The organism is Mesorhizobium sp. WSM1386 (assembly GCF_055901595.1).
Genome location: NZ_CM148373.1, coordinates 3,578,944 through 3,599,049, shown reverse-complemented (window position 1 = coordinate 3,599,049; position 20,106 = coordinate 3,578,944). Strand labels below are relative to the sequence as shown.

At 63.1% G+C, this 20,106-nt stretch carries 20 protein-coding genes and 1 pseudogene; 12 read left to right on the top strand and 9 right to left on the bottom strand.

Features of this window, described 5'->3' with window-relative positions; all coding sequences use genetic code 11:
* Positions 1 to 24: 24 nt before the first annotated feature.
* A complete protein-coding gene (locus AC0NIH_RS17660) occupies positions 25 to 1,035 on the bottom strand; it encodes a fatty acid desaturase (protein ID WP_473467306.1) in 1,011 nt (336 codons plus the stop codon).
* Between the two features lie 229 nt (positions 1,036 to 1,264).
* Here AC0NIH_RS17660 and AC0NIH_RS17655 point away from each other — a divergent pair, with 229 nt between their 5' ends.
* Positions 1,265 to 2,122, top strand: a complete 858-nt coding sequence (locus AC0NIH_RS17655) for a helix-turn-helix domain-containing protein (RefSeq protein WP_473467308.1) — start codon at positions 1,265 to 1,267, stop codon at positions 2,120 to 2,122.
* 117 nt (positions 2,123 to 2,239) lie between these two features.
* Positions 2,240 to 3,262: a betaine--homocysteine S-methyltransferase gene (bmt, locus tag AC0NIH_RS17650; RefSeq protein ID WP_023763404.1), complete on the top strand. Its 1,023-nt coding sequence runs from the start codon at positions 2,240 to 2,242 to the stop codon at positions 3,260 to 3,262.
* A gap of 15 nt (positions 3,263 to 3,277) precedes the next feature.
* Here the strand turns inward: bmt and AC0NIH_RS17645 are convergent, their stop codons facing one another.
* From AC0NIH_RS17645 to AC0NIH_RS17620, 6 genes and pseudogenes are all read right to left on the bottom strand, one after another.
* The gene (locus AC0NIH_RS17645) at positions 3,278 to 3,547 is read right to left on the bottom strand and encodes a hypothetical protein (RefSeq protein WP_473467310.1); all 270 of its coding nucleotides are present in this window, start codon (positions 3,545 to 3,547) and stop codon (positions 3,278 to 3,280) included.
* 210 nt (positions 3,548 to 3,757) lie between these two features.
* Positions 3,758 to 5,899: a vWA domain-containing protein gene (locus AC0NIH_RS17640; protein ID WP_473467312.1), complete on the bottom strand. Its 2,142-nt coding sequence runs from the start codon at positions 5,897 to 5,899 to the stop codon at positions 3,758 to 3,760.
* Between the two features lie 2 nt (positions 5,900 to 5,901).
* Positions 5,902 to 6,462, bottom strand: a complete 561-nt coding sequence (locus AC0NIH_RS17635; protein WP_473467314.1) for an RNA polymerase sigma factor — start codon at positions 6,460 to 6,462, stop codon at positions 5,902 to 5,904.
* Positions 6,463 to 6,531: 69 nt separating this feature from the next.
* Positions 6,532 to 7,268 (bottom strand): annotated as a pseudogene (locus tag AC0NIH_RS17630) (dienelactone hydrolase family protein).
* Between the two features lie 98 nt (positions 7,269 to 7,366).
* Positions 7,367 to 8,047: a hypothetical protein gene (locus tag AC0NIH_RS17625; protein WP_473467316.1), complete on the bottom strand. Its 681-nt coding sequence runs from the start codon at positions 8,045 to 8,047 to the stop codon at positions 7,367 to 7,369.
* Positions 8,048 to 8,144: 97 nt separating this feature from the next.
* Positions 8,145 to 9,719, bottom strand: coding sequence for a trimethylamine methyltransferase family protein (locus AC0NIH_RS17620; RefSeq protein ID WP_013894985.1), 1,575 nt, complete (start codon positions 9,717 to 9,719; stop codon positions 8,145 to 8,147).
* Positions 9,720 to 10,009: 290 nt separating this feature from the next.
* Here AC0NIH_RS17620 and AC0NIH_RS17615 point away from each other — a divergent pair, with 290 nt between their 5' ends.
* Positions 10,010 to 10,708, top strand: coding sequence for a corrinoid protein (locus tag AC0NIH_RS17615; RefSeq protein ID WP_013894984.1), 699 nt, complete (start codon positions 10,010 to 10,012; stop codon positions 10,706 to 10,708).
* A 100-nt stretch (positions 10,709 to 10,808) separates the two neighbouring features.
* On the opposite strand, the gene AC0NIH_RS17610 is transcribed toward AC0NIH_RS17615, so the two are convergent.
* Positions 10,809 to 10,943, bottom strand: a complete 135-nt coding sequence (locus AC0NIH_RS17610; RefSeq protein ID WP_013894983.1) for an entericidin A/B family lipoprotein — start codon at positions 10,941 to 10,943, stop codon at positions 10,809 to 10,811.
* Positions 10,944 to 11,009: 66 nt separating this feature from the next.
* Here AC0NIH_RS17610 and AC0NIH_RS17605 point away from each other — a divergent pair, with 66 nt between their 5' ends.
* Positions 11,010 to 11,654, top strand: coding sequence for a DUF1638 domain-containing protein (locus tag AC0NIH_RS17605; protein ID WP_473461743.1), 645 nt, complete (start codon positions 11,010 to 11,012; stop codon positions 11,652 to 11,654).
* A 1-nt stretch (position 11,655) separates the two neighbouring features.
* On the opposite strand, the gene AC0NIH_RS17600 is transcribed toward AC0NIH_RS17605, so the two are convergent.
* Positions 11,656 to 12,579 (bottom strand): NAD-dependent epimerase/dehydratase family protein, encoded by a 924-nt coding sequence (locus AC0NIH_RS17600; RefSeq protein ID WP_473461746.1) that lies wholly within the window; start codon positions 12,577 to 12,579, stop codon positions 11,656 to 11,658.
* A 150-nt stretch (positions 12,580 to 12,729) separates the two neighbouring features.
* On the opposite strand from AC0NIH_RS17600, the gene AC0NIH_RS17595 reads away from it, so the two are divergent.
* From AC0NIH_RS17595 to AC0NIH_RS17560, 8 genes are all read left to right on the top strand, one after another.
* The gene (locus tag AC0NIH_RS17595) at positions 12,730 to 13,305 is read left to right on the top strand and encodes a DUF4893 domain-containing protein (RefSeq protein WP_224689923.1); all 576 of its coding nucleotides are present in this window, start codon (positions 12,730 to 12,732) and stop codon (positions 13,303 to 13,305) included.
* A 113-nt stretch (positions 13,306 to 13,418) separates the two neighbouring features.
* On the top strand, positions 13,419 to 14,201 hold the full coding sequence (locus tag AC0NIH_RS17590; RefSeq protein ID WP_473461749.1) for a formyl transferase: 783 nt from the start codon (positions 13,419 to 13,421) through the stop codon (positions 14,199 to 14,201).
* Positions 14,202 to 14,404: 203 nt separating this feature from the next.
* Positions 14,405 to 14,707: a virulence factor gene (locus tag AC0NIH_RS17585; protein ID WP_023763393.1), complete on the top strand. Its 303-nt coding sequence runs from the start codon at positions 14,405 to 14,407 to the stop codon at positions 14,705 to 14,707.
* On the top strand, positions 14,700 to 15,329 hold the full coding sequence (locus AC0NIH_RS17580) for a methylenetetrahydrofolate reductase C-terminal domain-containing protein (protein WP_473461752.1): 630 nt from the start codon (positions 14,700 to 14,702) through the stop codon (positions 15,327 to 15,329). Before AC0NIH_RS17585 ends, AC0NIH_RS17580 begins: the two co-directional genes overlap by 8 nt.
* Positions 15,326 to 16,417 carry a methylenetetrahydrofolate reductase gene (locus tag AC0NIH_RS17575; RefSeq protein WP_013894976.1) on the top strand — a complete coding sequence of 364 codons (1,092 nt, stop codon included), beginning with the start codon at positions 15,326 to 15,328 and terminating at the stop codon, positions 16,415 to 16,417. The genes AC0NIH_RS17580 and AC0NIH_RS17575 overlap by 4 nt, the downstream gene beginning before the upstream one ends.
* An 81-nt stretch (positions 16,418 to 16,498) precedes the next feature.
* Positions 16,499 to 17,473 carry a methyltetrahydrofolate cobalamin methyltransferase gene (locus AC0NIH_RS17570; RefSeq protein ID WP_023780425.1) on the top strand — a complete coding sequence of 325 codons (975 nt, stop codon included), beginning with the start codon at positions 16,499 to 16,501 and terminating at the stop codon, positions 17,471 to 17,473.
* Positions 17,424 to 19,571, top strand: a complete 2,148-nt coding sequence (locus tag AC0NIH_RS17565; protein WP_473461754.1) for an ASKHA domain-containing protein — start codon at positions 17,424 to 17,426, stop codon at positions 19,569 to 19,571. Before AC0NIH_RS17570 ends, AC0NIH_RS17565 begins: the two co-directional genes overlap by 50 nt.
* Positions 19,572 to 19,749: 178 nt before the next feature.
* Entirely contained in the window at positions 19,750 to 19,935 is a 186-nt protein-coding gene (locus AC0NIH_RS17560) for a hypothetical protein (RefSeq protein WP_023763389.1), read from the top strand.
* Positions 19,936 to 20,106: the final 171 nt, after the last annotated feature.

The window sequence follows — 20,106 nt, the reverse complement described above, 5'->3', positions numbered from 1 at the left end:
CACGGGTTTCCAGGATGCCCGGAATTATTCCTTGGGCGGCTCGGCGGGCACCGGCGCGGTGCCGAGCCCATTGATGTTGCGCGCCCGGATACGTGGCTTGAAGGCCCTGCCCGGCTCCGGCGCGCGCCGCAGCACCGGGTGCACGATCGGCTCCTTGGCCTTGAAGGCATAGGCTTTGATCAGCGTGAAATAATTGGGGTAGGCATAGCCATTGTTCATCCGCAGCCATTCGTCACGACGCTCGCGGAACAGCTGAGGCAGTCTGTACCAGGCCACTGTCGGGATCTTGTGGTGGACGAAGTGCAGATTGTTGTTGAGGAACAGGAATGACAGCGGCGAGCGCTCGATGATGACCGTGCGGCCTTCCGGGTGCTCGGACCATTGATGCTCGGCGAAAGTGCGGATCGCGATCAGCGACTGGCCGAGCCAGACCGGCGCAAGGATGTAGAGCCACAGCGGAATACCGAAGCCGAATTGCACGATGGGCATCACGATGGCGAGGCCGACCGCATGCAGCAGCCAAGCTTTGCGGATCGCTTTGTCGCCGGCAATCATACGCTTGGCGTCGTCGATGAAGAAGCCGATGCAGGACAGCCACGGACCGAGGAAGAAACGGCCGACCATCGTGTTGTTGATCTTGAGCAGGAACTTCATCGTCGGCGGCAGGTCGTCATGATGCCACAGCGCCTGATAGTAGCTTTCCGGATCGTCGAGCGGATCGGTCAGCCGCTCATCGGCGTGGTGGCGCAAGTGAAGCGTCTTGAAGCGGCGGAACGGCCAGACCAGACCGATCGGCAGGAAGACGAAGGCCTCGTTGATCGATGCGCTGCGCGTCGGATGGCCATGCAGGACTTCGTGCATGATCGACGACTGCAATGCCAGGATGAAGCCAAGGATGGCGAGCGCCAGGATGGGATAAGACGGCCAGAGCAGGAAACCGATGGCGAGCCATGTTCCGTAACAGAAGAAAGCGAGGACCACGGTTGGCCATTCGATGGCCGGTGCGTTGCGTCGCTTGATGCTCTTGCCTGTCATGCTATCGACCACTGCCCCTCAGTCGCCGGAACCCCCAATGGTTCCTGACAGCATAGTGTCAGGAGACGTGATTCCACTCAACGAGACAAAGTGTACAAAATGTTGCGATTGCGCATTTTTGACCGCACATGTTATACATTGTAAACAGCATTACGGATTCATTTACGCCTGAGACGCCGGTTCGGCCACTTCAGCGCAAATTTTTCCTCATGATTCGGGGAACGAAGCGATGGACAAACGGGACCTGTCAGCAATCTTTCGGGAGCGTCTGAAGCTGCTCCTGACACGCTCCGACCTGAACCAGTCGGCTTTCGCGACCGCTGTCGGCATTGATCGCTCGGCGTTGTCGCAGCTGATGTCGGGCGCCTCGACGCGCCTGCCGCGGGCCGAGACGCTGCTCAACATCGCCGCCGAATTCAAGGTGTCGCTCGACTGGCTGCTGGGCTTAAGCCAGGACGAAGGCGTCACCGGTGAAATCCGCGAAAGCCTGGAGATCGAGGAGGCACCCGACGGTTTCGACCGAACGCTGCTCGCCAAATGGTTCGCTGAAGCTGCAGGCACCAAGATCCGCTACGTGCCGGCCGGCATCCCCGACCTCCTGCGCACGCGTGCGCTGGTCGACTATGAGGCCAACATCACCAACAGGAGCCGTCTGGCGCAGGCCAGCGAGACCCAATACCGCATCGAATACAACCGGCGCCCGGAAACCGACATGGAAGTCTGCATGCCGCGCCACACGCTGGAGATCTTTGCGCGTGGCCTCGGCGTCTGGGACCGCTTTCCGGAGGCCGACCGCCGGCAGCAGCTCGCCCATATGGCGACGCTGCTTGACGATCTCTACCCGACCTTCCGCCTGTTTCTCTATGACGGCCGCATGCGCTATTCGATCCCGCTCACCATCTTCGGCCCCTATCGCGCGGCCATCTATGTCGGCGACATGTATGTGGTGCTGAACGCCACACAGCCGGTCCAGGCGCTGACCCGGCATTTCGACAATCTGATCCGAGCCGCCGACGTCAACCCGCATGAGGCAGCAAGTTTCGCGCGCAATCTGGCCGGCATGGCGTTCCCGTCTGGCATTGTCTGATTGCCGCGACGCCGTGAGAGGGCCCATCGCCACCAGCAATCTCACCGCTATTTCATTGACTAGACATAAAGACTTCTTTATATCCTTATTCGAATTCGAAACACGAAAGCCAATCCGATGACGACGACCAACCCGATCGATGCGCTGCTGGCTGAAAAAGGCGTGCTGCTGGCCGATGGCGCCACCGGCACCAATTTGTTCGCCATGGGTCTGGAAGCCGGCGAGGCGCCGGAGCTGCTGAACGAGACGGCGCCCGACACCATCACCAGCCTGCACCAGAACTTCGTCGATGCCGGCGCCGACATCATCCTCACCAACTCGTTCGGTGGCACCCGTCACAGGCTGAAGCTGCACCATGCGCAGGACCGCGTGCATGCGCTGAACAAGCGCGCCGCCGAGATCGCCCGTGCTGTCGCCGACAAGGCCGGCCGCAAGGTGATCGTCGCCGGCTCCGTCGGCCCGACCGGCGAATTGCTGATGCCGCTTGGCGCCATGACCTATGACGAAGCGGTCGACGCCTTCGCCGAGCAGATCGAGGGTCTCAAGGAAGGCGGCGCCGAAGTCGCCTGGATCGAAACGATGTCGGCCCCGGACGAGATCCGCGCCGCCGCCGAAGCGGCGATCCGCGTCGGACTGCCCTATACCTACACCGGCTCGTTCGACACCGCCGGCCGCACCATGATGGGCCTGCTGCCGAAAGACATCCACGGCGTCACCGACGGCCTGTCGCAATCGCCGCTCGGCGTTGGCGCCAATTGCGGCGTCGGCGCTTCCGATATCCTCGCCTCGCTGCTCGACATGACCGACGCGAAGCCGGAGGCGACGGTGATCGTCAAGGGCAATTGCGGCATTCCCGAATTTCGTGGCGCCGAGATCCACTATTCCGGCACCCCGGAGCTGATGGCCGACTATGTCCGTCTCGCCGTCGATGCCGGCGCGAAAATCGTCGGCGGCTGCTGCGGCACCTCGTTCCAGCACCTTGCCGCAATGCGCAAGGCGCTCGATGCGCATACCAAGGCGGATCGTCCGACGGTTGAGAAAATTGTCGAGCGCATCGGCCCGATGCGCAACAAGGTGGCGACGGAAAACACCGCCGAGACCAGCGAAGCCCGTCGCGAGCGTCGCCGCAGTCGCGCCTGACTTTGTCGGGTTCGGTTACTCGCTATTGTCGGCGTAGCTCGACTGCGCCGACTTGAAATCAACCACATTGTCGCCGTGCATCGTCATCAGCGCGCCGGATGCAGCCGGGTCGGTGATCTGCTCCAGCATGACGCGGAAGCGGTCGTTGGTCAGCGCCGACATGGCGGTGTTGCGCGCCTGCGCGACATCGTCGCTGATGCGTCTGGATTCGGATGATGGGGCTAATGAAACCGCCGAAGCGTCCCGTGCCGGCGGTGTCGAGTTGGCGATAGTCCTGATCTGCAATTCCGGCTCCCTCAAGCCCCGTAGACATGGCCGGTGTAACGTGAGGGGAGTTGCGATCCGGTACCGGAAATCGAGTGCAATTTAACGATCCGGGAAAATTCAAAAAAGGCCGGCAAGGGAATGGATCCCTCGCCGGCCTGCCTCACCCGCCCGTAGGCCGGTTCCCCGTATCAGAACGACCCCCGTCTGAGAGGAACCGGCGTATTGCCACTACCGGTTACCGCCCAGCGCCGAGGCAAGGCGCACAAGCGAAAGGAACTCGGACCTGTACCCAAACGGGTCGGCTCCTCGGGCGGCGGTGGCAATCTCCATGATCTTGTCGTAGCCGAACTTCGCTGTCGCATCCTCGTCGCGCAGTTTTTGGCCGAAGGCCGCGACGGCGACGGAGAAACGCTGGTCGGTGCTGGCCTGGTCGAAGGACGCGACCTCGTTGGCCGAGGTCACCGGCGTGGTGATCAGCTTCGAGACGTCCTCGTTCGGCAACTTGTAGCGGATCTTGACGAAGGCATACTCGCCCGCATTGGCGACGCCGCCATTGTTCACCCCCGCATGGCCATAGCGCAGCGGATCGATCTGCTCGCCGCCGCTCCCCTTGGGCGTGATCTCGTAGATCGCGGTGACCGAGTGGCCCGACCCGATATCACCGGCATCGACGCGATCATTGTTGAAATCCTCGCGGTTCAGCGCCCGGGTCTCGTAGCCGATCAGCCGGTATTCCGAGACCTTGTCTGGATTGAACTCGACCTGGATCTTCACGTCCTTGGCGATGGTGAACAGCGTCGAGGAGGCATCCTCGACCAGCACCTTCTCGGCCTCGGCCAGCGTATCGATGTAGGCGGCCGTGCCGTTGCCGTTCTGAGCGATGGTCTGCATCATCTCATCGTTCAGATTGCCGCGGCCAAAACCGAACACCGACAGGAAAACCCCGGTCTTGCGCTCCTGCTCGATCAACCGCTTCAGATCGTCATCATCGGTCTGGCCGACATTGAAGTCGCCGTCGGTGGCAAGCATCACGCGGTTGACGCCGTCCTTGATGAAGGACTGCTGGGCAAGCTTGTAGGCTTCCTTGATGCCGGCCTCGCCTGCGGTCGAGCCGCCCGGCTGCAAATTGTCGATGGCATTGAGGATCTTGTCCTTCTCGGCAATTTTCGTCGGCATCAGCACGGTGCCGGCATCGCCCGCATAGGTGACGATCGAGATGGTGTCGTCGGCCTTCAGCTTGCTGACCAGCAGCCGGAACGCGGACTTGAGCAGCGGCAGCTTGTCCGGTTCGTCCATCGAGCCCGAGACGTCGATCAGGAACACCAAATTGGCCTTCGGCTGTTCGGTCGGCTTGACGTCAAAGCCCTTGATGGCGACGTGCATCAGCTTGGTGTGCGTGTTCCACGGCGTCGGCATGACGCTGACAGTCGAGTTGAACGGAGTCGACGCGGAGTCCGGCCCCTTCCAGTCATAGGGGAAGTAGTTGATCATCTCCTCGACGCGCACCGTGTCGGCCTGCGGCACGAAGCCTTCCTTCAGCGAACGGCGCACGAAAGAATAGGATGCGGTGTCGACATCGATCGAGAAGGTCGAAACCGGATCCGCCAGTGCCGCATGCACTGGATTGGTCTTGAAATCCTGCACGCGGTCGCGGTTTTCTTCCTGGGGCGCGATCTGATCGGCCGGTGCGGTGGCAGGCTGTTGCGGCGCCATCAGCTTGGACTCGGCGGCAGGCATGCGTGCGACCCGCGATGTGCTGGGCGCGCTAGTGCTATCCAATGCGAATTCGCCCGTTGGCGCCGCCGGTGCCGGTTCAGCCGGCGCAACCTGTCCCTGCGCATTCTGCTGCGCCAAACCTCCAGCAACAGTGGGTTCGGATTTCGGCGGCGAGGCCGGTGCCACAAGGGCATCCGTCGCATCGCGGCTTTCCACATCCGCGTCCGCCTTCTTGTCTTTCTCCGGCAAGCTCGTTGCGAGCGGCCCGTTGACCGCCTGATCTCCCGGCGCCTGCTTGGCCAGCGGCTTCACGGTCGCTGGCTTGTCGGCCAGCGTCTCGGTGATCTTCTCGTCGCCGCCGAATTCAGGCGGCTGTTCCCTTAGGAGATGGAAGGTGGCGTATCCGGCGATCGGCAGGGCGACGAGCCCGGCAAGGGCCGGCGTGGCAATGAGTTTCTTTTGCATGATCTCGCTCCAGAGCTTTTGTGCTCGCTCTGTGAGACGAAGACCGCCAACCGATCCTTGGGTGACAGCGGAAATATTTTCCTGATCATAGGCACGCATGGCGGCTTCGAAGGCACGCGCCTTCGCGCTTTCGCCAGGCGCCGGCGCCCTGATGCCGCGCAGTTTGCTGAGTTCGTTGTCGTCGACCATGGTCACACTTCCCCGGCCGAACGCATCAGCGTCTTCAGCCGTTTCTTCGCTTCATGGATGTGCCAGGAAACCGTCGTCTCCGAGATCGCCATCGCCTCCGCGGCGGCCGCGTGGTTCAATCCCTCGCCATAGACCAGCAGCACCGCGTCGCGCTGCTTGTCCGGCAACTGCCGCACCGCTGCCCACAGGACCTCGGCGGGATCCTCGCTCTCGGCCAAGGCCTCGCCGGAAATCAGCGCATGAACGCCGTAGGCCTCGGTCTTGACCGTCTCGCGCGCGGTCTTGCGCATCATGTCTCGCGCGGCGTTCATCGTCACGGAATAGAGCCATGTCGTGAAGGCGCCGCCGCCGCGATAGTCGCGGATCGCCTTGCCGAGCCGCACGCAGACTTCCTGGGCGATGTCTTCGGCATCCGCCTTCTTGCCGCACCAGCGATAGGCGGCACGATAGACGAAGTCGTAGTGACGCTCCAGCAATGTGCCGAAAGCCCCCCTGTCTCCGCCCTTCGCCCGCCCGATCAGTTCGGCGTCGGAGGCTTCGCTCTCATCCAGCATCATCGCCATCATTTGCCTGTAGGACGAAGGCTAATGGCTGATCCTTGGGGTGATGCAAAGATTTTTTTGGCCGCGGTCCTAGCCCAGCGTTTCCGCAAGCAGGGTAATCAGCCGTTTCCAATGCCGCTCCGCGCCGGCAGCATCAAAGACGCTGTGGTCCGGCACGCACCAGCCATGCGCCATGCCGACATAGTTCTCGATCGTGTGGTCGACTTCCGCTGCTCTGAGCGCCTCCTCCAGCCGCCCCGACTGTTCCGGCGGGAAACTCCTGTCGATACCGGCCGTGCCGACATAGACACGAGCCTTGATCGAGGCCGCCTTGCGATGCGGGCTGTCGGCGGCGTCGCTGGCCAGATTGCCGCCATGGAAGCTCGCTGCCACGGCGATGCGATCGGGGTAGCTCGCGGCCGCGTTCAGCGCTCGCGCGCCGCCCATGCAGTAGCCGATTGTCCCGACCGGCCCGGTGACGCCCTCCATGGCGAGCGCATCAAGGAAGGCGCCGCTGTCGCGGATCGTCATCTCCTGCGTCGTGCCGCTGATCAGCGCCGTCAGTGCGGTCTTGGTATGCTCCACGGCAAAAGCGGTCTTGGCATCGAAGGGCCCGTAGGGCACTTGCGATAGAACAGGTCGGGTACCAGCACCGCATAACCTTCGTTCGCCAGCCGCTCGGCCATGCCGTCGAGCGTCCGCCGTGGCCCGAACGCATCCATATAGAGCACGACGCCGGCCTTGGCCCGAGAAGCGTCCGCCGGGCGGAACAGCCCTGCCTTGGCAATGCCATCCCCGGTTTTGATCTGAAGGTCCTGCTTCGTCATCGCCTGCTCCGCTCAGTGTCGAGCGATACATATCGGCGCCGGGCGGATGGGCAAGGCGCAAGGCGCGTTCAAGATTTCGTGCGGCATGCCGCCTGGATCTACAGGCGTGCAAAGCTCGCCATGTGGAAGGCCTGGACTTCAGGAGGATAGCGATAGGACGTGCCATAGGGGCAGGCATTGCGGTCCAGGCACCCGCCGCCGCGGCACGGCCCGCCATTCGCGCCCCGCACATGCGCCAGGCAGGCCTGGTAGGCGAACCCTTCAGTGGAATAGGCGTCGACCGGACAGGATTTCAGGCACGGTTTCTCGACACAGCCATCGCAAAGATGGATCGCCTCATTATGCTCCGGAAGCGCGATCTCGTCCTCGAACAGCAGCGCGCCGCGATAGGCATGCCAAAGCCCGTATTGCGGGTGCATGAGGATGCCGAGCGGCGACGGCTTCAGCCCCTCCGCCCGCATTGCCCATTGCTGGAATGGCAAATAAGGCTTGTCCGAGGGCGAAACCGCGCGTGCGCCGAATGCCTCCGCCACCGCGCCGATGACCTGGCGCGACCAGTTGTCGAGCGGATTGGCGATTTGCTGCGGCTGCTGCTCGCGCCAGCGCAGGAAAAGCGGCCAAGGATCCGCCCCCGCCTGCCCCACCAGCAAGACGGATTTTGCCGGCGCGCCCGAGACGCCATCAGGTGCCTCGTCGCTGTTCGCAAACGCAAAGCCGCCACGCAGGATGAGGCCATTGGCGCCAAGCGCGGCCGTGATCTCCTCGATCATGCCGCGCACAACATCATCCCTTCTTGACCGGATCGGAGAACGCGCTCCGCCAGACTTCCTTGTGGATGATGTTGGCGACTTTAGCCCCGCCTGACTCGGGCTCCTTTCACGTGAAGGCGTCGGGCATCGACCCCTTCTTCTTGGCGATGAAGTCTTTCAGCGCCTCGTCGATGCTCGGATCGAGATGCGGCGCCTCGTAGCTTTCCAGCCAGCGGCGCGCGAGTTCGTTGGCGCGCTGCGGCGCGGTCTTCTCACCCTCGGCCAGCCACTGCTCATAGGAATTGTTGTCGGCGATGTTGGAGCGGTAGAAGGCGGTCTGGAAATTCGCCTGCGTGTGGTCGCAGCCAAGATAGTGGCTGCCCGGCCCGACCTGGCGGATGGCGTCCATCGCCTGGCCGTTCTCCGACAGGTCGACACCCTCGGAGAATTTCTGCGTCATGCCGAGCTGGTCTATGTCCATCATGAATTTTTCGTAGCAGGACGCCAGCCCGCCTTCGAGCCAGCCGGCCGAATGCAGCACGAAATTGGTGCCGGCCAGGATGGTCGAGTTCAGCGTGTTGGCGCTCTCATAGGCCGCCTGCGCGTCGGGGATTTTCGAGGCGCAGAGCGAACCGCCGGTGCGGAACGGCAGGCCGAGGCGGCGTGCGAGCTGGGCCGCGCCGTAGGAGACCAGCGACGGCTCCGGCGTGCCGAAGGTCGGCGCGCCCGACTGCATGGAGATCGACGAGGCGAATGTGCCGAACAGCACCGGCGCGCCCGGCCGGATCAGCTGCGTGAACGATGCGCCGGCGAGCACCTCTGCCAGGACCTGCGTCAGCGTGCCGGCAACCGTCACCGGGCTCATCGCGCCGGCCAGGATGAACGGCGTCACGATGCAGGCCTGGTTGTGGCGCGAATAGACCTTGAGCGCGCCCAGCATGGTCTCGTCGAACACCATCGGCGAATTGGCGTTGATCAGGCTGGTCAGAACCGTGTTGTTCTCGACGAAATCGTCGCCGAACACGAGCTTGGCCATGGCCACCGTATCCTCGGCGCGCTCCGGCGCGGTCACCGAGCCCATGAACGGCTTGTCGGAATATTTGATGTGGCTGTAGATCATGTCGAGGTGGCGCTTGTTGACCGGCACGTCGACAGGCTCGCACACCGTGCCGCCCGAATGGTGGATCGACGGCGCCATATAGGCGAGCTTCACGAAATTCCGGAAATCCTCGATCGTGGCATAACGCCTGACGCCATCGAGATCGCGCACGAAGGGCGGGCCGTAGACCGGCGCGAACACCGTGGCATTGCCGCCGATCTGCACCGAGCGCTCGGAATTGCGGGCATGCTGGGTGTAGACAGAGGGCGCGGTCTTCAGCAGCGAACGGCAGAGACCTTTCGGGAAATGCACGCGCTCGCCTTTGACGTCGGCGCCGGCCTCTTTCCAAAGCTGCAGCGCTTCGGCGTCATCGCGAAAAATGATGCCGATCTCTTCCAGCACCGTGTCGGTGTTCTTCTCGATCAGCGCCAGGCCCTCTTCGTTGAGCACCTCATAGACGTTGATCTTGCGCTTGATGTAGGTGAGCTGCGTGCCGGGGCCGCCGCCGGAGCGCGCCGCGCGCCTGGCCGCCGCTCCACCGCTGGCGCCTCGCCCACGCCGCGCGTTTGACGCTTCCTGGTCGACTGCCGCGTGTTCGCTCATGATCGCTCTTCCCTGAATATGGCCGGGCCTCGATATGGACCGGTCCGTAACCGTTGCGGCCGCATGGCGCGGCTTTCGCCGGATCGTAGCCATGCACCCTATTCGAAACGGCCCGTCCGCGCCAACGCCTGTCGCAAAATCGACAAGAAAACCAATAGATTTTCCAGTCGCTTTCCTTTTGCGGGAAGTCGCAAATCAGCTATGGATACCCGCCCCTAGCGGGTTAGGTATGGACGCAAATCTGTTGTGCCTTGCGACGCAGTCGCGATGCCGTGAGGAGTTGGATCAAAATGGCCGACGACGAGATCATCCTTTCCGAGCTTTCCGACGAGGAGTTGGTGCAGCAGATGCACGACGATCTTTATGACGGGCTGAAGGAAGAGATCGAGGAAGGCACGCGGATCCTGCTCGAGCGCGGCTGGGTGCCCTACAAGGTGCTGACCGAGGCGCTGGTCGAAGGCATGCGCATCGTCGGCGAGGATTTTCGCGACGGCATCCTGTTCGTTCCCGAAGTGCTGTTGTCGGCCAACGCCATGAAGGCCGGCATGTTCATCCTGCGTCCGCTGCTGGCCGCCACCGGCGCGCCCAAGCAGGGCAAGATGGTGATCGGCACCGTCAAGGGTGACATCCATGACATCGGCAAGAACCTGGTCGGCATGATGATGGAGGGCGCCGGCTTCGACGTCATCGATCTCGGCATCAACAATGCGGTCGAGAAATATCTCGATGCCATCGAGCAGCACCAGCCCGACATCATCGGCATGTCGGCATTGCTGACCACGACCATGCCCTACATGAAGGTCGTCATCGACACGATGAAGGAAAAGGGCATCCGCGACGACTATGTCGTGCTGGTCGGCGGCGCGCCGCTCAACGAGGAATTCGGCAAGGCCGTAGGTGCCGACGCCTATTGCCGCGATGCCGCCGTGGCGGTCGAGACCGCCAAGGACTACATGAAGCGCAAGCACAATGTGCGCGCTGCGTCCTGATTGGCCAATCCGGCATGAACAGTGGCCGGCATGGCCGATGGAAAGAGCCGCGCCTTGCAGCGCGGCTTTTTTGTTCCCAAATGACGGGCGAGGCTGCCGATCAGTTGACGGTGTCCTTGACCGCCCTGGCCGTCGACTTGACGTCCTTGCCGACGCCGCGGACAGTGTTCGCGCAAGCTGTAAGGGCCAGCGCACAGGCAAGAATGGCAATTGGTGCGATGCGTAGCAGTTTCATGGATGGTGTCTCCCTCAAAAGATAAAAATTAACCCCACAGCAACGAAGGCCGGCTCGGCTGGTTCCATGGCCAAAACACTGAAAACGAAACCGAATCAAGACGACAGGCTGCTCGTCATCGCCTGCGGGATGATTGCGCGCGAGGTGTTGGCCGTCAAGGAACAGCTCGGGCTCGATCACCTCGAATTGACCTGTCTGCCGGCGGAGTTTCATTTCTATCCCGACCGCATCGCGCCCGCCATGGACAAGGCGATCGAGAAGGCCAAGGCGGAGGGCCACAAGCACATCTTCGTCGGCTATGCCGATTGCGGCACTGGCGGCCTGCTCGACCGGATCTGCGAGAAGCACGGCGTCGAGCGCATGGACGGCCCGCATTGCTTCGCCTTCTACCAAGGCATGGACGCCTATGCGAAGGTCGCCGACGACGACATGATGTCCTTCTACATGACGGATTTCCTGTGTCGCCAGTTCGACGCCTTCTTCATGAAGCCGCTCGGCCTCGACAAGCACCCGGAGCTGATCAAGGACTATTTCGGCAATTACGAGAAGCTGATCTATCTCGCCCAGACCGACGATTCGGAGCTCGACAAGGTTGCGGAAAAGGCCGCCGCCCTGCTTGGCCTCGCCTATGAGCGGCGCGCGACGGGCTATGGCGACCTGACGGCCGGAATGGCACAAGCCGCGGCTTGCGCCGCCCCGCGCCAGCGATAATTTAAGCCGGACTCTCTTCCACCCGCAGCGCCGCCAGCACATCGGCGAAGCTCGTCTTGCAGACGAAACCCAGCCTGTCCCGCGCCCGCGACGCATCGTAGATCCGGTCGATGGAGGAAAACATCGTCCAGCCCTTTCGCGCGTAAAGCGCCGGAAAGTCAGGGAAATAGCGCGCGACGACCGATGGCGCATCCCTGATCAGCGCGTCGCAGTCGCCGGGCTGAAACGGGGTCGGCGCCGAGACGATGAATATATCGAAGCCAAGCTGCGGCGCCTTCTCCAAGGCAGCGACATGAGCCTCGGCCGCGTCTTCGACGGTCAGCCGCCGGAACAGCAATTCATTCGCCTTGGTGTTGGCATCAGACTGTTCGATCGCATGCGCCATGTCGTCGGCCTCGGGAAAGAAACGGGCGGTGCGCAGCACGACCACCGGCAGGCCATGCTGAAGGTGATAGAGGCGGCAGAGATGTTCGGCCGAAAGCTTGGTGACGCCATAGATGTTGCGTGGCTCGGGCGACATCGCCTCCGTCAGCCAGGCGGCCTTGCGCGCACCGCCCCTGAACCCGTCGCGTATCCCCTGCGAGATCATTAGCGAGGTCGTCGACGTGAAGACGAAACGCTCCACACCGGCCGCCACCGCCGCATCGAGCAGGTTCAGCGTGCCCTGTACGTTGGTGTCCACGAAATCGCTGTTGGCGCGGCTTTCCATGTTGGGCTTGTGCAGCGCGCCGCTGTGGATGATGGCTTCGATGCGGTTGTCGCCGACCGTGCGCAGGACAAGGTCACGGTCGGCGATCGAGCCGATCATCTGCGTTTCAACAGATGGAACCGGGTCAAGACCTATCACCCTATGACCAAGGCCTCGCAGCCGCGGTGCAAGCGCGCCGCCCAGCCAACCCGACGATCCCGTGAGCAAGATTCGCATGCGTCACACCATGATTTTTGATGGTGACGCTGTTAAGCACGGATGACAGGCGCGAGCGACCCGGTAAAGTCAGGCATCGGCTGGCAGCGGCACCGCTCCAGACATTAACTGCCATTTCTATCGATTGCCATTTTATCCAGGGAGTTCCAGATGATGCTTCGTCCCCTTTTCGCCGCCATCGGCCTGCTCTGCTGCACCCTGCCCGCCCTTGCCGACGGCGAGGTGCAGAAGTTGATCACGCCTGCCGACAAGGCCCGCCTCGACAAATATGGCGAGACGCGCAAGGCGGCACTTGCCGAGGCGAAGGCCGGCAACCCGGCCGAGGTCAAGCAGCTCGACGCCTTGGTTGCGAAGCCCCTGGTGTCCTTTTCCGACAAGGACCTGACCGGCAACTGGCAGTGCCGCACCATCAAGGCGGGCGGAACGTCGGCGCTCGTCATCTATGGCTGGTTCAAGTGCAAGGTGACCGATGACGGCTCCGGCTGGCGGCTGGAAAAGGTGAGCGGTTCGCAGCGCACCAAGGGCCGCTTCTTCGACGACGGCGAAAAGCGTGCCATCTATCTCGGCTCCTTCACCGTCAACGAGGATCCGGCAAAGCCTTACGGCAGCGGTCCGCAGAGCGACCAGGTCGGCTATGCCTTCCGCACCGGCGCCAGCGAATGGCGCATCGAATTTCCCGCCCCCTACTATGAATCGAAGCTCGACATCCTCGAATTCAAGCGCTGATCAGGTCCTTTCATGTCTTGCCCAGCGAGCTTTGGACACACCAACAATTAACCCGCCCCGCCTAGCATCCGGCCCATTGTCGAGAACGGGTCGCTTGGAGGGTGGCAAGATCCATGGCAGCATCCCAGTCCAGTCCGCGTCCGATCGTGGTCGTCACGGGAGGAGGCCAGCATGTCTGGGCCATGATCAACGCGATCGCGGACCGCGTCGGCCCTGTAAGCGTCGTCCTCGAAACCCCTGAATCCAAAAAGCAATTGCTCATTGGCCGGGCTCGTCGCCAAGGCTGGATCTCCGCCATCGGCCAGCTTGGCACGATGGTGCTGAGCAGGCTGGGCAAACGGTTCCTCGTCAGCCATGCCGCACGGTTGATCGCCGAGGAGAAACTCGAGACCGAACCAAGGCGGGACCAGGAGATCATCCATGTTGCCTCGGCAAACGGGCCGGAGTGCCTCGAGGCGATCCAGAAGCTCCAGCCTGGCGTCGTCCTGCTCAACGGCTGCCGGCTGTTGTCGAAGGACATGTTGGCCAGGATGCCTTGCCCGGTGCTCAACTATCACGCCGGTATCACGCCGAAATACCGCGGCATGAATGGCGGCTACTGGGCCCTGACGTCGGGCGATCACCAGAATTTCGGCACCACCGTGCATCTGGTCGATCCCGGCGTCGACACCGGTGCGGTGCTGAAACAGGTGCGCGGCCAGCCCAAGCGGGGCGACACCATTTCCAGCTATGCGCTCCGGCAGACAGCATTCTCGCTCGACATCTGTGTCGAGGCCGTAAGCGACGTGCTCGCCGGAAAACTCGCCACCTTCGACCCCGGCCTGCCGTCCCGGCAATGGTACCACCCGACGATCTGGTTCTACGTCTGGACAGGCATCAGAACCGGCATCTGGTAGCGTATTCTTCGTCCGGAGCCACGTGCCGCACGCCGGCTTTTCCGTCGGGCTGGGTCTGCCGCTGCCCGTGCCGGAAACGAATAAACGCACCTTTCATTTTACGACATCGAAATGCGTCGCTTTTGAATGCGCGCGCGTCGTCCCATAACAAGCGGGCCCACTGCGCATGCGGCAATGCTCGATAGTTCGAGGAGTGAGAATTCATGGCCGATCTGATCGTCGTCTACTGGCGCGACATCCCTGCCCAGGTCATCGTCAAGAAGGGCCGGCAGAATGCCAAGCGTGAGCTGCCTTTGCGCTTCACCGAGGCGATCGACATGTGCGCCATGCGCACCGGCGCCGGCGGCACGGACGACTATCTGGCCGAATGGCGCAAGGCCGATCCGGTTCCGGTCGGCGACGACCTCGAAGCCGAGGTCGAAAAGGCATTCAACGATATCGACGCGAAGTATGACCGTGAGCGGCTGGTCGCTCTGGTAAAGGCGGGCGGCAAAGAAAATGTCTGAGACCACTCCCGTCAACAAGGAAGGGGCGGCGGTCACCCAAGCCACGCTCAATAAGAAGGCAGCGCCGAAATCCGACTACAAGCCGGCCGACGTGTCGCCGCAGCGGCGCGTGCAGCGCTCGTTCGCCGTCAGGCTGTGGTCGATCCGGCACTCGCGATTGCTCGAATGGTTCTACTCCAGGTTCGCCGACATGTTCCTGCTGCTGCATCCCTTGTGGAAAGGCATCGGCTACGGCCGCGTCGAGGCCCCGATCAAGTTCGTCGAGAAGCGCGTAAAAGGCTTCATGTTCGACTGCCGCATGTGCGGCCAATGTATATTGTCCTCGACCGGCATGTCGTGCCCGATGAACTGCCCCAAGCAGTTGCGCAACGGCCCCTGCGGCGGCGTGCGCGCCAACGGCAATTGCGAGGTCGAGCCTGATATGCCCTGCGTCTGGGTCAAGGCCTGGGAAGGCTCGCAAAACATGGTCAACTCCGACAAGATCCTGGCCGTGCAGAAGCCGGTCGACCAGTCGCTGCGCGAAACCTCGGCTTGGCTGCGCGTCACCGCGCAGGCGGCGGCGGCCCGTCAGGCCGCGGCGGATGCCAAAACCGGAGATGCCAAGACCGGAGCCGCCGCATGATCGGTCGCCAGCGTGACGAGAACCCGGCCGGCATTCACCTGCCGCTCGACCCCCTGCCCGGCCACACCTCGCGTGGCCGGCTCGAGCGCGTGCTGCGGCGCGGCGAATTCGCGGTGACCACCGAGCTCAATCCGCCCGACAGCGCCGACCCGGAAGACGTCTACAACAGGGCGAAGATCTTCGACGGCTGGGTCGACGCCATCAACGCGGTCGACGCGTCCGGCGCCAACTGCCACATGTCTTCGGTCGGCATCTGCGCGCTGCTGACGCGCATGGGCTACGCACCGATCATGCAGATCGCCTGCCGCGACAAGAACCGCATCGCCATACAGGGCGACGTGCTCGGCGGTGCCGCCATGGGCGTCGCCAACATGCTGTGCCTGACCGGCGACGGCGTCCAGGCAGGCGACCAGCCCGGCGCCAAGCCGGTGTTCGACCTCGATTCCATGTCGCTGCTCGAGACCTGCCGCATCATGCGCGACAACGGCAAGTTCCTGTCCGGCCGCAAGCTCACCACGCCGCCGCAGCTGTTCCTGGGTGCCGCCGTCAATCCGTTTGCGCCGCCCTTCGACTTCCGCCCGATCCATCTCGGCAAGAAGATCGCCGCCGGCGCGCAGTTCGTGCAGACGCAGTATTGTTTCGACGTGCCGATGTTCAGGACCTTCATGCAGAAAGCGCGCGATCTCGGACACACCGAGAAAGTGTTCATCCTGTGCGGCGTCGGCCCGCTCGCCTCGGCCAAGACGGCCAAGTGGATCCGCTCCAACGTGCCGGGCATCCATATCCCGGACGCCATCATCAAGCGGCTGGAGGGCGCCCAGGACCAGAAGAAGGAAGGCAAGCAGCTCTGCACCGACATCATCAACGAGGTGAAGGAAATCCCCGGCGTCTCGGGCATCCATGTGATGGCCTACCGCCAGGAGGAATACGTCGCCGAGATCGTCGATGAATCGGGCGTACTCAAGGGCCGCCAGCCATGGAAGCGTGAGATTCGCCGCGACGACCAGATGGTCGCCGACCGGCTCGACCACATCCTGCACGACGAGATTACCGAAACCCAGGTGGACATGGTGAAGACCGCGCATTGATCCGTGCGGAGAGCGACCATTCACTTGATCGAGAAGAGATAACGATATAAAGAACTCTTTATATCACGACGGAGAGATTTCATGACCCGGACCATCGTCGCCTCGGCGACACGAGAAATCATCATCGGCTTCGACCAGCCCTTCTGCGTGATCGGCGAGCGCATCAACCCGACCGGCCGCAAGAAGCTCGCCGCCGAGATGATCGCCGGCAACTTCGAGACCGTCATCAAGGACGCGCTGGAACAGGCCGCTTGTGGCGCCACCATGCTCGACGTCAACGCAGGCGTGACCGCCGTCGACCCCAACGCGACCGAGCCGGCGCTGCTGGTGCAGACGCTGGAGATCGTCCAGGGCCTCGTCGACCTGCCGCTGTCGATCGACTCCTCCGTCACCGCCGCGATCGAGGCGGCGCTCAAGGTCGCCAAGGGCCGCCCGCTGGTCAACTCCGTCACCGGCGAAGAGGAAAAGCTCGAAGCCATCCTGCCGCTGATCAAGAAATACAACGTGCCGGTCGTTGCCATCTCCAATGACGAGACCGGCATCTCGATGGATCCGGACGTGCGTTTCGCCGTCGCCAAGAAGATCGTGCAGCGCTGTGCCGATTTCGGCATTCCGGCGCATGACGTCGTCGTCGACCCGCTGGTCATGCCGATCGGCGCGCTGGGCGATGCCGGCCGCCAGGTGTTCGCGCTGCTGCGCCGCCTGCGTGAGGAACTCAAGGTCAACACCACCTGCGGCCTGTCCAACATCTCGTTCGGCCTGCCGCACCGCCACGGCATCAACGCCGCCTTCATCCCGATGGTGATCGGCGCCGGCATGACCTCGGCGATCATGAACCCGGTGCGTCCGCAGGAAATGGAAGCCGTGCGCGGCGCCAATGTGCTCAACGGCACCGATGAGAACTGCACCAACTGGATCCGCACCTACAAGGATTACAAGCCGGCCGAAGGCGGCCATGCGGTCGCGGCGCCGACGCAGGTCAATGCGCCGGGCGACGGCGCCGGCAATGGTGGCCGCCGCCGTGGCGGTCGTGAGGCCCGGATGGGCCGGGGATAAGCGCGCAATCGTGAATTCACCTGCAAACATCACCGATCCGCTCGTGCTGTTCATGCCATCGGGCAAGCGCGGGCGGTTTCCTGTCGGCACGCCGGTTCTGGATGCCGCGCGCCAGCTTGGCGTCTATGTCGAAAGCGTGTGCGGCGGACGCGCCACGTGCGGGCGCTGCCAGGTCGAGGTGCAGGAAGGCAATTTCGCCAAGCACAAGATCGTCTCGTCCAACGACCACATTTCGCCCAAGGGCCCCAAGGAAGAGCGCTACGAGCGCGTGCGCGGCCTGCCCGAACGGCGCCGCCTCTCCTGCTCCGCGCAGATCCTCGGCGACCTCGTCATCGACGTGCCGCAGGACACGGTCATCAATGCGCAGACCATCCGCAAGGATGCCGACACCCGGGTGATAGCCCGCGATACGGCGATCCGCATGTGCTATGTCGAGATCGAAGAGCCCGACATGCACAATCCATCAGGCGACCTCGATCGGCTCAAGATCGCGCTGATGAAGGACTGGGGCTTCAAGAACCTCGAATTCGATTTCTATTTGCTACCGCAGGTGCAGGGTATCCTGCGCAAGGGCAACTGGACCGCGACCGCGGCCATTCACAAGGATGCCGAAAGCGACATCGCGCGGGTCATCGCACTGTGGCCGGGCCTCAAGAACGAGGCCTATGGCCTTGCCTGCGATATCGGCTCGACCACCATCGCCATGCATCTGGTGTCGTTGCTGTCCGGCCGTGTCGCCGCTTCGTCGGGCACGTCGAACCCGCAGATCCGCTTCGGCGAGGATCTGATGAGCCGTGTCTCCTACGTGATGATGAACCCGGACGGCCGGGAAGGCATGACGGTCGCCGTGCGCGAAGCGATCTCCAGCCTTGTCGACAAGGTCTGCGCGGAAGGCAACGTCCAGCGCAACGACATCCTGGATTCCGTCTTCGTCGGCAATCCGATCATGCACCATCTGTTCCTCGGCATCGATCCGACCGAACTCGGCGGCGCGCCCTTCGCGCTCGCCGTCTCCGGAGCGGTGCGCATCAAGGCCTCCGACATCGGCCTGAAGCTCAACCAGGGCGCCCGGCTCTACATGCTGCCTTGCATCGCCGGCCATGTCGGCGCCGACGCGGCGGCGGTGACACTGTCGGAAGGTCCGCACCGCCAGGACGAGATGATGCTGATCGTCGATGTCGGCACCAATGCCGAGATCGTGCTCGGCAACCGCGCGCGGGTCGTGGCCGCCTCTTCTCCGACCGGTCCCGCCTTCGAGGGTGCCGAAATCTCCGGCGGCCAGCGCGCCGCCCCGGGCGCCATCGAGCGCGTGCGTATCGATCCGGAGACGCTGGAGCCAAAATACCGCGTCATCGGCTCCGAACTGTGGTCCGACGAACCGGGCTTCCTCGACAGTGTGCAGGCGACCGGCGTCACCGGCATCTGCGGCTCCGGGATCATCGAGATCGTGGCGGAGATGTATCTCGCCGGCATCATTTCCGAGGACGGCGTCGTCGACGGCTCGCTTTCCGCGCGCTCGCCGCGCGTCGTCGCCAATGGCCGCACCTTCTCCTATGTGCTGAAGGAAGGCTCTGCGTCAAAGGAGGATGGGCCCAAGATCACCATCACCCAGACCGACGTGCGCGCCATTCAGCTTGCCAAGGCGGCCCTTTATGCCGGCACCAAGCTGTTGATGGAAAAGCAGAACACCGAGCATGTCGACCGCATCCACTTCGCCGGCGCCTTCGGTTCCTTCATCGATCCGAAATACGCCATGGTGCTGGGGCTGATCCCCGATTGCGATCTCGACAAGGTCTCGGCCGTCGGCAACGCCGCCGGCGCCGGTGCGCGCATGGCGCTGCTCAATCGCGGCTATCGCCGCGAGATCGAGGAGACGGTGAGCCAGATCGAGAAGATCGAGACCGCGCTGGAGCCGAAATTCCAGGAGCATTTCGTCTATGCCATGGCGCTGCCCAACAAGGTCGATCCGTTCCCGAAATTGTCGGCGGCGGTGAAATTGCCGCCACGCAAGACGGTCAGCGAGGATGGCGTCGCCGGCGACGCCACACCGCGCCGGCGTTCACGCGAAGGTCACGCGGCAAGGCGCGGCCGGGAATAGGCCGCGCCCTTACGCATTCAATTTCATTTGTATGCAAATGTTTCCGGATCGCCCGATCCGGAAACCAAAACGCTGTTTTCGCGAAATCCATCCGATACATGGCAGGCGCATTTACCCGGCATTGCACGGCGACCACGAATAAACCCTCGGCCGCCGCTGCTCTTCAAGGGAGATGAAAATGTCGATGTTCGAAAATCTCGGCCGCTTCGGTGCGACCATCAGGCAGGCCCACGCCAGGAACAGGGCGACCCGCGCGCTGAACAGCCTGCCGGCACATGTCCAAAAGGACATCGGCTGGCCGGCATCGCCGCAGAATGATCCGCAGGCCGCGCTCACCGCGCTGCTTCTGGGTACGTCACGCTGATGACCTTCGCCGACAAATGCAAATTGCTCGGCATCCGCCGGGGACCTCGCACGTCCCCGGCGATCACCAGCAATCGATTGGGCGCCGCACTCTTGCCGCGCCGCTGACCGCCGCAGTATGTCGGATCCATGCGGCGGATCACACCACCGTGTTGCACACGGCGTCAATCTT

Coding starts and splice junctions, on each gene's coding strand:
- AC0NIH_RS17660 (WP_473467306.1), bottom strand. CDS start 1,035: ATGACAGGCAAGAGCATCAAGCGACGCAACGCACCGGCCATCGAATGG.
- AC0NIH_RS17655 (WP_473467308.1), top strand. CDS start 1,265: ATGGACAAACGGGACCTGTCAGCAATCTTTCGGGAGCGTCTGAAGCTG.
- bmt (WP_023763404.1), top strand. CDS start 2,240: ATGACGACGACCAACCCGATCGATGCGCTGCTGGCTGAAAAAGGCGTG.
- AC0NIH_RS17640 (WP_473467312.1), bottom strand. CDS start 5,899: ATGGTCGACGACAACGAACTCAGCAAACTGCGCGGCATCAGGGCGCCG.
- AC0NIH_RS17635 (WP_473467314.1), bottom strand. CDS start 6,462: ATGGCGATGATGCTGGATGAGAGCGAAGCCTCCGACGCCGAACTGATC.
- AC0NIH_RS17620 (WP_013894985.1), bottom strand. CDS start 9,719: ATGAGCGAACACGCGGCAGTCGACCAGGAAGCGTCAAACGCGCGGCGT.
- AC0NIH_RS17615 (WP_013894984.1), top strand. CDS start 10,010: ATGGCCGACGACGAGATCATCCTTTCCGAGCTTTCCGACGAGGAGTTG.
- AC0NIH_RS17610 (WP_013894983.1), bottom strand. CDS start 10,943: ATGAAACTGCTACGCATCGCACCAATTGCCATTCTTGCCTGTGCGCTG.
- AC0NIH_RS17605 (WP_473461743.1), top strand. CDS start 11,010: ATGGCCAAAACACTGAAAACGAAACCGAATCAAGACGACAGGCTGCTC.
- AC0NIH_RS17600 (WP_473461746.1), bottom strand. CDS start 12,579: ATGCGAATCTTGCTCACGGGATCGTCGGGTTGGCTGGGCGGCGCGCTT.
- AC0NIH_RS17595 (WP_224689923.1), top strand. CDS start 12,730: ATGATGCTTCGTCCCCTTTTCGCCGCCATCGGCCTGCTCTGCTGCACC.
- AC0NIH_RS17590 (WP_473461749.1), top strand. CDS start 13,419: ATGGCAGCATCCCAGTCCAGTCCGCGTCCGATCGTGGTCGTCACGGGA.
- AC0NIH_RS17585 (WP_023763393.1), top strand. CDS start 14,405: ATGGCCGATCTGATCGTCGTCTACTGGCGCGACATCCCTGCCCAGGTC.
- AC0NIH_RS17580 (WP_473461752.1), top strand. CDS start 14,700: ATGTCTGAGACCACTCCCGTCAACAAGGAAGGGGCGGCGGTCACCCAA.
- AC0NIH_RS17575 (WP_013894976.1), top strand. CDS start 15,326: ATGATCGGTCGCCAGCGTGACGAGAACCCGGCCGGCATTCACCTGCCG.
- AC0NIH_RS17570 (WP_023780425.1), top strand. CDS start 16,499: ATGACCCGGACCATCGTCGCCTCGGCGACACGAGAAATCATCATCGGC.
- AC0NIH_RS17565 (WP_473461754.1), top strand. CDS start 17,424: ATGGTGGCCGCCGCCGTGGCGGTCGTGAGGCCCGGATGGGCCGGGGAT.
- AC0NIH_RS17560 (WP_023763389.1), top strand. CDS start 19,750: ATGTCGATGTTCGAAAATCTCGGCCGCTTCGGTGCGACCATCAGGCAG.